The 9,533-nt window shown below is 43.9% G+C and carries 12 protein-coding genes; 7 read left to right on the plus strand and 5 right to left on the minus strand.

Features of this window, described 5'->3' with window-relative positions; all coding sequences use genetic code 11:
• The first annotated feature begins 106 nt into the window (after positions 1-106).
• Together LC574_RS12305 and LC574_RS12310 are read left to right on the plus strand one after the other, a co-directional pair.
• A complete protein-coding gene (locus LC574_RS12305) occupies positions 107-637 on the plus strand; it encodes a glutathione S-transferase N-terminal domain-containing protein (RefSeq protein ID WP_229453780.1) in 531 nt (176 codons plus the stop codon).
• Between the two features lie 68 nt (positions 638-705).
• Positions 706-2,085 (plus strand): LLM class flavin-dependent oxidoreductase, encoded by a 1,380-nt coding sequence (locus LC574_RS12310; protein ID WP_229453781.1) that lies wholly within the window; start codon positions 706-708, stop codon positions 2,083-2,085.
• Between the two features lie 95 nt (positions 2,086-2,180).
• Here LC574_RS12310 and LC574_RS12315 read toward each other — a convergent pair whose 3' ends face one another.
• The gene (locus LC574_RS12315; protein WP_229453782.1) at positions 2,181-2,420 is read right to left on the minus strand and encodes a hypothetical protein; all 240 of its coding nucleotides are present in this window, start codon (positions 2,418-2,420) and stop codon (positions 2,181-2,183) included.
• Here LC574_RS12315 and LC574_RS12320 point away from each other — a divergent pair.
• Positions 2,408-3,184: a sulfite exporter TauE/SafE family protein gene (locus LC574_RS12320; protein WP_229453783.1), complete on the plus strand. Its 777-nt coding sequence runs from the start codon at positions 2,408-2,410 to the stop codon at positions 3,182-3,184. The two genes, LC574_RS12315 and LC574_RS12320, sit on opposite strands and share 13 nt — an antisense overlap.
• Positions 3,185-3,309: 125 nt before the next feature.
• On the opposite strand, the gene LC574_RS12325 is transcribed toward LC574_RS12320, so the two are convergent.
• The 3 genes from LC574_RS12325 to LC574_RS12335 all read right to left on the minus strand — a co-directional run bounded on the left by LC574_RS12325 (position 3,310) and on the right by LC574_RS12335 (position 6,412).
• Complete coding sequence (locus tag LC574_RS12325; RefSeq protein WP_229453790.1) at positions 3,310-4,158, minus strand: cyanophycinase; 849 nt, start codon at positions 4,156-4,158, stop codon at positions 3,310-3,312.
• A gap of 29 nt (positions 4,159-4,187) precedes the next feature.
• Positions 4,188-4,502, minus strand: a complete 315-nt coding sequence (locus LC574_RS12330; protein ID WP_229453784.1) for a hypothetical protein — start codon at positions 4,500-4,502, stop codon at positions 4,188-4,190.
• A gap of 377 nt (positions 4,503-4,879) precedes the next feature.
• Entirely contained in the window at positions 4,880-6,412 is a 1,533-nt protein-coding gene (locus LC574_RS12335) for an energy transducer TonB (protein ID WP_229453785.1), read from the minus strand.
• Between the two features lie 353 nt (positions 6,413-6,765).
• Between LC574_RS12335 and LC574_RS12340 the strand changes: the two genes are divergently transcribed.
• A complete protein-coding gene (locus tag LC574_RS12340) occupies positions 6,766-7,419 on the plus strand; it encodes a MotA/TolQ/ExbB proton channel family protein (RefSeq protein WP_229453786.1) in 654 nt (217 codons plus the stop codon).
• Positions 7,403-7,804 carry a biopolymer transporter ExbD gene (locus LC574_RS12345; RefSeq protein ID WP_229453787.1) on the plus strand — a complete coding sequence of 134 codons (402 nt, stop codon included), beginning with the start codon at positions 7,403-7,405 and terminating at the stop codon, positions 7,802-7,804. The genes LC574_RS12340 and LC574_RS12345 overlap by 17 nt, the downstream gene beginning before the upstream one ends.
• Positions 7,805-7,886: 82 nt before the next feature.
• Here the strand turns inward: LC574_RS12345 and LC574_RS12350 are convergent, their stop codons facing one another.
• Positions 7,887-8,654, minus strand: coding sequence for a thioesterase II family protein (locus LC574_RS12350; protein ID WP_229453788.1), 768 nt, complete (start codon positions 8,652-8,654; stop codon positions 7,887-7,889).
• Positions 8,655-8,958: 304 nt separating this feature from the next.
• Here LC574_RS12350 and LC574_RS12355 point away from each other — a divergent pair, with 304 nt between their 5' ends.
• Both LC574_RS12355 and LC574_RS12360 read left to right on the plus strand, forming a co-directional pair.
• Positions 8,959-9,075: a hypothetical protein gene (locus LC574_RS12355; protein ID WP_229453789.1), complete on the plus strand. Its 117-nt coding sequence runs from the start codon at positions 8,959-8,961 to the stop codon at positions 9,073-9,075.
• Entirely contained in the window at positions 9,021-9,263 is a 243-nt protein-coding gene (locus tag LC574_RS12360) for a hypothetical protein (protein ID WP_229453791.1), read from the plus strand. Before LC574_RS12355 ends, LC574_RS12360 begins: the two co-directional genes overlap by 55 nt.
• Positions 9,264-9,533 lie beyond the last annotated feature (270 nt).

Raw genomic sequence — 9,533 nt, forward strand, 5'->3', positions numbered from 1 at the left:
ATAAATATTTGAACCTAGTATCTAATCAAAATCGCGCTTTTTTATGAAACTCTTCTATACACCTAACTCACCCTATGCACGCATTGCACGGGTAGCAACACTATAATTGAATCTGTGCGATCGCATCGAAACGCAAAAAGTCATTGCACGAGATCCAAACAGCGACCTATTGAATTACAACCCTACAGGTAAAGTTCCAACGCTAGCGACTGACGACGGATTTATTTTGAGTGAAACACGTATAATTTGTGCCTATCTGAATCACTTAAATCCTGAGATCAAACTAGTTGCTGACATTTCTAATGGCTTTTTACAGCAACTTGAAGGTATGACTGGTGGGTTCATAGATAGCATTGCTGTTTGGGTACGGGAGTTAAGGCGTCCTCTCAGTGAGCAGTCTCCTGGGGTGATCGAGTTTGAGCGTGAGCGAGCGTTGAGAATTTTGGACTACTTCGAGAAGATATCAGATAAACTCGACCAAACTCCAAAACTTGCTCATATAACCCTCGCCTCTGCACTTGGACTAGAGATCCGTTTTCCTGATCTGCAATGGCGGCAAAAATATTCAAAACTTGCTAATTGGTACGATGAATTCTCTAAACGATCCTCCATCCAAGCAACAAGACCAGAGTCTTAATAACTAACATTTTCTTGTTCCAAACAAGAGAACGAAAAAAGCATAAGTACGCCCTCGCAAATATAAACATGAGTACAAAAAAACAACTTAAACTCGGAGCATTTTTACCCGGTAGTGGTCATCACGTCGCAGCATGGCGACATCCCAACACCCCGGCTGATGGAGGTTTGAACTTCCAACATTATAAGCAGCTGGCACAAACGGCTGAACGGGGTAAATTTGATATGCTTTTCCTCGCTGATGGTTTGGCTGTCTGGGATAGAGGGCAAGGGACTGAGGCTTTTAGCCGTTCGGGACAATTCAGCGTCCACTTTGAACCTTTAACCTTATTGTCGGCTCTGTCTGCGGTGACAGAAAATATCGGGTTGGTGGCGACATCATCAACAACTTATGATGAACCTTTTCATCTCGCCCGCAAGTTTGCATCACTAGATTATCTCAGTGGTGGTCGTGCCGGATGGAATCTCGTAACCTCCTCTGCTGAAGCCGCAGCGCAGAATTTTAGCCAAGAAAACCACCTAGAACACTCGCTGCGCTATGAACGGGCGAGGGAATTTGTGGATGTTGTCACCAAACTTTGGGACAGTTGGGAAGACGATGCTTTTCTCCACGATAAGGAGTCAGGTATTTACTTCGATGCAGAAAAGTTGCATGTTCCCCACCACAAGGGTAAATATTTCTCGGTGCGCGGCCCGCTCAATGTGGCGCGTCCACCACAGGGATATCCAGTAATCGTACAAGCTGGATCTTCCGAAGCGGGTCAGGATTTAGCTGCCCAAACAGCAGAGGCGATTTTCACTGCACAACAGACATTGGCAGAAGCTCAAACCTTCTACACCAGCGTCAAGGGGAGATTGGCTAAATACGGACGTTCCCCTGACCATCTTAAAATTATGCCAGGGGTGTTCCCAGTGATTGGTAAGACTGAGCAAGAAGCTAAGGATAAATATGAGCAACTTCAGGAGTTGATCCATCCCCTGGTCGGATTAGGGCTACTTTCTGGGCTAGTGGGTGGCCATGATTTGTCTAAATATCCCCTAGATGGGCCGCTGCCGGATCTACCTGATACCAACGGTGGCAAAAGCCGCTTGCAGTTGATCACCGATCTTGCCCGCAGAGAGAATTTAACAATCCGACAACTGTATTTGTGGATTGCAGGAGCGCGGGGACATCGAACGATTCTCGGAACACCAGAACACATTGCCGATCAGTTAGAAGATTGGTTCGTCAATGGTGGGGCTGATGGATTTAACATTATGCCGCCCTGGCTACCTGGGGGTTTAGAGGAATTCGTAGACTTGGTAATTCCCGAACTGCAACGCCGAGGAATATTTCGTACTGAGTATGAAGGTAGTACTTTGCGCGAAAATCTTGGTTTACCCCGTCCGGTGAACCAGTTCACCACAAAGACTGCTCCTGAACCTGTGAGCGTCAGTTCCTTGGTATAGTTTTGATTGAACTGGCAGCGTTTTTGAAGCGACGGCTTTGATTTCCTCAAACTTCATCTGGTTTGTTATTCCAGTGGTTTTAACAATACTAGGACTTACGCACGCTCTACGAATTCTTGGCGTTCTTGGCGTCTTGGTGAACCAGCGCTGTAGGCGGGTTTCCCGCCGTAGGCGACTGGTGAACCCGAAGGGCGGTTCGATAAATTAAGCTTTTGGGCGATTTTTGCGTAAGTCCTAAATACAATCAAGTCGTCTCTAAGGAAACTTTTTATCGTGTTGGGCAACCTAACGGTTCTTTTATCCTCCTTATAATTCGTAAATAATGCCGCCATCATTAACGCTTTTCCACAGCTTACTTCTTTTTAGTACCGCTTTCGTTGCAGGTGGGCTAAATGCTGTGGCCGGTGGTGGAAGCTTTATCACCTTTCCAACTCTCATCTTTACGGGTGTACCCCCGATCGCAGCTAACGCCACCAATAATACCGCGATTTGGGTGGCTTCCCTCGCAAGTGCTGGAGCATATCGTAAAGATTTAGGTATCGAGCGGCGAGATTTTTTACTTTTATGTAGTGTCAGTTTAGTTGGTGGAATAATTGGCTCGGTAGCTTTGTTGTATACATCGCCAGATGTCTTTAAAAAGCTGATTCCCTATCTATTGCTGCTAGCAACCCTGGCATTTACCTTTGGCGAACCCTTCAAAAAGTGGTTGCAGCGTCAAAACCAGAATACATCACCGGAATCTGTACCATTGTTTAATTTGATACTGGCTCAACTAGCGATCGCAATCTATGGCGGTTTCTTTGGCGCAGGTATAGGGATTTTAATGCTAGCAACTCTAACGTTTTTAGGTATTAAAAGTATTCACACAATGAATGCTTTTAAGACATTTTTAGGAAGTTGTATCAATGGTATTGCGATCGTTCCATTTATTTTTGCAGGTGTGATTGCTTGGCATCAAGCTATTTTGATGGCAGTAGGTGGTTCTCTTGGTGGTTACTTAAGCGCCCATTATGCTCGTCAACTTGAACCGCATTTAATTCGGAAATTTGTCATGATTGTTGCCTTCAGCATGACTGCCTACTTTTTTATTCACGGTTAAGAACTGGGAACTAGCGATCGCAACTAGCACGGCGAAGAACTTGGCTTGATAACTAACAAAGATATCTCGCTTTGGATGTTCTGCCTCACTATTTAGCTACCGAACTTAAACGTATCTGTTCAAAGTTAAGTATTTCCTGCACCTGCTAATACAGACACATCTGGCATAGAACCATCATTTAAGATTGGTTGGCGAGTTTTCAAATCAAATTTGTAGCCACGCGGTAAGACATGAAGCTTTGCTCCACAAATCGCTAAAGCCTCATCTTTTAAAATTTCGCCCATATTGTTATATGTAGCCTCTACATCGACAATTGTGACTGAACCTTCACCAATGATTTCAACTTGTTTATCAGTAACTACCATTGCAGTATTCTCATCAATACCAAATCCTAAGTCAGCAGGCTCTTGTATCAATGCTGAAATTAAGCGCCCTAAGCGTCCACGCTGTAAAAAATGTTGGTCAATTACTACTCCAGGCAAAAAGCCTAAACCTGGGCCCATATCTACAATTTCCATCCGAGGGTTAGTTTGAGAATCGCCTTCTACAATCATTTTATCTGGCATCACAGCTGCTCCTGCGCTTGTGCCTGCAATAACTACCCCTTCAGCAAAACGCTTGTGAATAGCTCTGTCAAGTTCAGTATCTTTAATAACGTTTGTAATCCGAGCTTGATCTCCTCCAGTAAAAAATATTCCTGTGGCTTTGCTGACAGCTTCTAATGCACTAGAAGAAGATGCATCATCACGAGTTTCCGTATCAACAATCCGAGCATCTTCACATCCTAACCGTTCAAATACTCTAATATAATTTTCTCCAACCTCTCTAGGTAGTTCTGTCGCTGCTGTCATAATTACTATTCTTGCCTTCGTACCCCCAGCGCGTCGTACAAACTCGCGTAGGATTTGACAATCTTCTTTTTTATCTTCGGCTCCGCCAATAATTATGAGTTGTTTGCTATTACTTTCCACAATAACGACTCCTGATATTAAATTAAGTAATTTCAATTAACTAGTTCAGAAAGTTGCCTTTCTGGGAGCTTTTCGTTTAGGGAAGAACCCTGCGACTTATGCTCCACGAGCCGCACTGAACTATTTACACTTACCGCAAGTTTACTTGACAAAAATACCCGCTTATGTTGTAGAGAGTGGGGTATTGGTTGCTGTAGATGAGAAAAAGCGCGTAGGCGTAGCCCGTCGTAGACATCGCTTATCATCCTTCCTTCAAATGTAACATCACGGACAAAAGCCTTACGAGCAGCAGTATCAGCCCAGTGGTTAATGTGTAGCTTAAAATTAGTTGCTAATTCTTCATTCATAACTAATCAAAATAGATGAACACGATAATTAATTATTAAAATTATCTGCGTCCATCTGCGTCCATCTACGGATTTAGATTAAGGTGAGTTCGACTAACCTCTCTCTTTAGGAGAAGACCGAACTGCATTGGTGTCAACAAAAGCCTAGAAATAGCTTAAATCAGTGAACAGTCAACAGTTAAGAGTTAACAGTTATAACTGATAACTAATAACTGTTGGCCTCCTCACCCGCCTGGAACTAAAGTTCAACGCTACAAGCTTTAATCTACTCAAGTAGACTAAAGATTTTTGGGTATATCTTAGTCATCTTTCAGATGACTTTTGCTATTAGCAAGGAACTTCAGTTCCTTGCGGGACATCACTTTTAACCACTGTAGCTACTCTTGACTGGGTGCAGCAGGTTGCGATTGACGTTGTTGGCGTAAACCGCGCAAAGACTCCCGCAACTTGTTCTGGCTAGTGTTATCTCTTCGCCGCCGCCGATTTGTGGTTGCTTGTGGCTGTTGTGATGAATTGGTAGCCGCTCGTTCACGCCGGATCCTACGTAGGGACTCTCTTGCAGTTCCTTGAGTGCGAGTTGTCCTCGTTTGAGATGATGATCTGGGGGCAGCGCTTTCCACAGGTTGACGACGTAGCCGCCGACTCAATCGAGATTCTGCTGGTCTTGTGGCCCTAGCTTCATTAGATGCGGGTGTTATCTCTCGTCGCCTGCGTGTTGAAGTTTGCTGTGTCGAGTTTGCAGTAGTTGCCTGCCGAGTTCTCTCTTGCGCTTCTCTTTGTGCTTGCCGTTCTTGAACTTGGCGCGATCGCCGTGAACCTTTTATGGCAAATTCAGTGGCTATAGCTACCCCTTGTCTACCACCTTCTGCGGGTTTTAATTTCCAGTCACGCGCTTGTCTGATGGTTTCTTCATCCAAGTCGCGGTTTCCACTAGAGCGAGCAATCCGCACATTAGTAACATTACCTTGTGCATCAGTATCTACAGCTACTTCTACTCTGCCTTCAACTCCTCGCCGTCTTGCTGCTTCTGGATATTTGGCATTACATTCGCGGCAGGCTGCACGACCATTACTATTACCTGAAGTGTTAATTTTTGGAGGTGTTGGCGCTGTTGGCGCTGTTGCTACTGTCGGACGGTTTCCTACTTCATTGCCAATACCACTGCCGGTGCCACTACCAATTCCGCTACCAGTGCCGCTACCAATTCCGCTACCAGTGCCGCTACCAATTCCGCTACCAATTCCGCTACCAGTGCCACTGCCAACTCCACTACCAATTCCACTACCAGTGCCGCTACCAGTGCCAGTGCCAGTTCCACTGCCAATGCCACCGCCAGTGCCAGTGCCAGTACCTCCGCCAGTGCCAGTACCACTGCTTGTACCTACAGCAATACCACTACCTGAGCCTAAACCAACACCAGAACCGCCACCGCCGCCACCGCCGCCACCACCGCCACCGCCACCCGCCGAACTTGCTTTGGAATCTCTAGATAGAGCTGCTCGTGGAATGCGTGCAGATTTCACAGGAACTTCTAGCTTGCTAGCAATTGCCTCTGACGGTGTATTTGTCGGCTGTGGCTTGGTAGCGATCGCTGTAATCTGTTCAAATTGCTGCTGAACTTTTTCTACTGGTGGAGTTTCTATAGGCTGTTTTTGGACAACTTCTGGTTCTTTTTTTATTTCTTCTGGAATCTGTGCGATTGGTTTTTCTGGCTCCGCAGTCGGAGAATCAACGATCGCAAACTCTATTGGTTCTTCTCCTGTGGGCACTCTCGTTATATAATTACTTATGCCTGAGGACAGTACGCCGATATGCAGCGCCAGTGAACCTATCAGACTGTAAGTCAGAAAAGACTTGAGAGCCTCAACTTCTTTGGAACGTTGCTCGACAGTAATGCCAGAAAAGCTCATAGCTATTGCTACCTATTCTCACTAATTTAGCTATTTTAGAATGCAAGGTTACAAATATCAAGTAAAAAATTACTAAAAAATTAAAATAACTTGCGATCGCCTTACGGAACCCTGCACTAGCAAAAACATCTTTTCAAACCATCAATATCATAGTTTTTGAACAAAATTAATTTTTGTTGCAATTTAATTAAATTAATTTATGTAAAACAAACGAACAATTAAATAAAAGTCATGAGCATTACATTTGAAAAATTTATCATTATATCTTATATTTTATTGAGAAAAAGTTTCAGCTTTTCTCTAGATTCTGGTAGTCTGATTTTGGATTGTGGACGACGTTATAGAGGCACTACATGGGAATTCAGAATTTGTTTGCAGCAGGTGGTATCGTCATGTGGCCCCTGTTGGCGTTTTCGGTGTTGGGTGTGGCACTGATCATCGAGCGGATTAGGTTTTGGGTAAAAATCAATCAGCGTCAAAACCGGGTGGTGCGAGATGTTTTGAATCTCTACCGTCTCGATAATGTTGTCGGTGCAATGGATAAACTTCAGAAAAACGCAGATTTGCCACTCGCCCGGATTTTTCTAGCGGCTTTAGAATTAGAGGAGCCAAATCCAGAGGAATTTCGTTTGGCGTTAGAAAGCGAAGCCCAGGCTGAGATACCTGTGTTAAAACGTTTTCAAAACCTTTTCGAGACAATCATTAGTCTGGCACCACTGTTAGGTCTTCTCGGCACAGTATTAGGATTGATAACTTCCTTTGCTTCCCTAAATCTTGGTGATGTGGGAGGTACTAAAACGGCAAGTGTTACGGCTGGGATTAGTGAAGCCCTAGTATCAACAGCATCAGGATTGATCGTTGCTATATTCATACTCATGTTTGCCAATACCTTCCGGGGACTGTATCAACGGCAAATTGCACTAATTCAAGAGTATGGGGGACAGCTAGAATTACTTTACCGCCGTCGCTATGAACGAGGAGAAAAAACGTATGCGTCTACAAGATGAACCAGATATTCCAGCACAGATCAATATTGTGCCAATGATTGACGTGATATTTGCAATTTTGACATTTTTCATCATGTCAACTCTGTTTTTAACACGTTCAGAAGGTTTACCAGTAAATTTACCGAAGGCAGCCACAGCAAAACAACAACAAGTTCCTACTAAAATTACTATCACGGTAGATGAACAAGGAGTAGTAAGCTTGAACCGCAAACAAGTTGCAGTTGATGATTTAACAGCGCAAGTGCGGACTTTAATTGGTTCTAACTCAGAAATGTTAGTGATTATTAATGCTGATGAAAAAGTTGGTCACGGTCAGGTGGTAGCTGTGATGGATCGGGTACGTGAGGTTCCTGGGGCAAAATTAGCGATCGCTACCCAAAAATAAACAGTAGAAATATTGTACATAAGAAGTTGAGCGAGTCAGGAAAATTCTATATTCTGACTCCTAACTCCTTCTTCTGTCATGACTAGTACGAGCTACGCTGACGCATTTGTAATTCTTGAGATATAAGTTTAAGTAATAATTCTTGCTGTGAATGGATAAAAAAGTGGTCACTGTTGAACTCATGTAATGAGAAAGCAGCGATGGTCTGCTCTCGCCATGCTTGCAGTTCCTCATGACTAACTTCTTGGTCTTGCAAACCACCAAAAACAGTAATAGGACACTCCAGTGGCTGTTTTTGAGTGTAAATATAAGTTTCTATAACTGCAAAATCTGCCCGCAAAATGGGAAGGAATATCTGCATCAGTTCCATACTTTCTAGTACTGCTTTGGGTGTACCGTTAAGACTGCGTAGCTCACCCTGCAAATCAGGGTCTGATAAAATGTGGAGGGGTGCTTTTGTGGGCGGGATTTGCGGGGCGCGACGAGCAGATATGAAGAGGTGAAAGGGAGCAAGACTATACTGACGAAGTAGATGGGTCAACTCAAAGCTAACTAATCCGCCCATACTGTGACCGAAGAAGGCGAATGGTTTGTCTAAGTATGGCATGAGAAATGGAGCGATCGCTTCAACAAGAGATTTTAATCGCGTCAATGGTGCTGACTGAATCTGTCTTCCCCGTCCCGGATATTCCACAGCACAGACTTCCACATTACTAGGTAGATTATTAGGCCATGTGCGAAAAATCGCCGAGTTACCACCAGCGTAGGGGAAGCAGAATAAACGCAAGTTGGCTTGAGGATTTGGTTGGGGACAGATAACCCAGGAATTGAAGCTTGGTGTAGTTGTCATAATTAGGACTTACGCAAAAATCGCCCAAAAGCTTAATTTGTCGAACCGCCAAGACGCCAAGAACGCCAAGAATTCGTAGAGCGTGCGTAAGTCCTAATAATAAACCGTATATGACCAGTTTTGCACTTTATATCATGTCCGCATAATTAATTATGATTCCTATAGTCAGCATATAGATATAATCAGGAGTGTTTGATGAGTGTCTACATTATTCGACCTAAAGTAACATCAGTAGCGCGATCGCTAAAACGGAGTTTATTCATCAGTTCAAGGTGGTGGTTATGAAGCTTGGGACGGAACTTCAATGGCAACCCCAATCGTTTCTGGTGTAGCAGCGTTAATCTTAGAGAAGTATAGTTGTGTCAGTTGCCATTTAACGCAGAATTTACTACCAAAGCCTTACAAGAAGGTAAGTTATTAATTTTGCTAGATGGTTTGGATGAAGTACCAACCGTAAACACCGACAGGACTTACGCACAGGTAACGGAAAATAAAATCGAACCACAGAGAAGCCAGTGCGCCCTTGCGGTTCCCCGACTTGAAGCAACTGGCGCGACGCAGAGGGCACGAAGAAATAAGAGTTTCAGAGAGTTTTTGCGTAAGTCCTAACCGATTTATTAATTAGGCAGATTCAAATTTTTGTTGAGCAATTATTTTTTCATTACAGCTATTTTCAGGTAAATAGACCACGCGGTAGGGGTAAAGCGCATTGCTCATTGGTGTCAACTTAAGCTAAAAGTAGCTTAACTGAAAGCTTCCTCACCCGCCTCGAACTAAAGTTCAAGGCTCATAGCTAAAGTCTACTGAAGTAGACTAAAGATTTTTCAGATTATTTAGTCATCTTTAGATGACTTTCGCTATTAGCAAGGAACTTCAGTT

The sequence above is a fragment of the Nostoc sp. CHAB 5715 genome, assembly GCF_020829685.1.
Lineage (GTDB): Bacteria > Cyanobacteriota > Cyanobacteriia > Cyanobacteriales > Nostocaceae > Nostoc.

What these genes read in the sequence shown, in the direction of transcription:
- LC574_RS12310 (WP_229453781.1), top strand. Translation starts at nt 706, where the DNA reads ATGAGTACAAAAAAACAACTTAAACTCGGAGCATTTTTACCCGGTAGT.
- LC574_RS12320 (WP_229453783.1), top strand. Translation starts at nt 2,408, where the DNA reads ATGCCGCCATCATTAACGCTTTTCCACAGCTTACTTCTTTTTAGTACC.
- LC574_RS12315 (WP_229453782.1), bottom strand. Translation starts at nt 2,420, where the DNA reads ATGATGGCGGCATTATTTACGAATTATAAGGAGGATAAAAGAACCGTT.
- LC574_RS12330 (WP_229453784.1), bottom strand. Translation starts at nt 4,502, where the DNA reads ATGAATGAAGAATTAGCAACTAATTTTAAGCTACACATTAACCACTGG.
- LC574_RS12335 (WP_229453785.1), bottom strand. Translation starts at nt 6,412, where the DNA reads ATGAGCTTTTCTGGCATTACTGTCGAGCAACGTTCCAAAGAAGTTGAG.
- LC574_RS12340 (WP_229453786.1), top strand. Translation starts at nt 6,766, where the DNA reads ATGGGAATTCAGAATTTGTTTGCAGCAGGTGGTATCGTCATGTGGCCC.
- LC574_RS12345 (WP_229453787.1), top strand. Translation starts at nt 7,403, where the DNA reads ATGCGTCTACAAGATGAACCAGATATTCCAGCACAGATCAATATTGTG.
- LC574_RS12350 (WP_229453788.1), bottom strand. Translation starts at nt 8,654, where the DNA reads ATGACAACTACACCAAGCTTCAATTCCTGGGTTATCTGTCCCCAACCA.
- LC574_RS12355 (WP_229453789.1), top strand. Translation starts at nt 8,959, where the DNA reads ATGGCAACCCCAATCGTTTCTGGTGTAGCAGCGTTAATCTTAGAGAAG.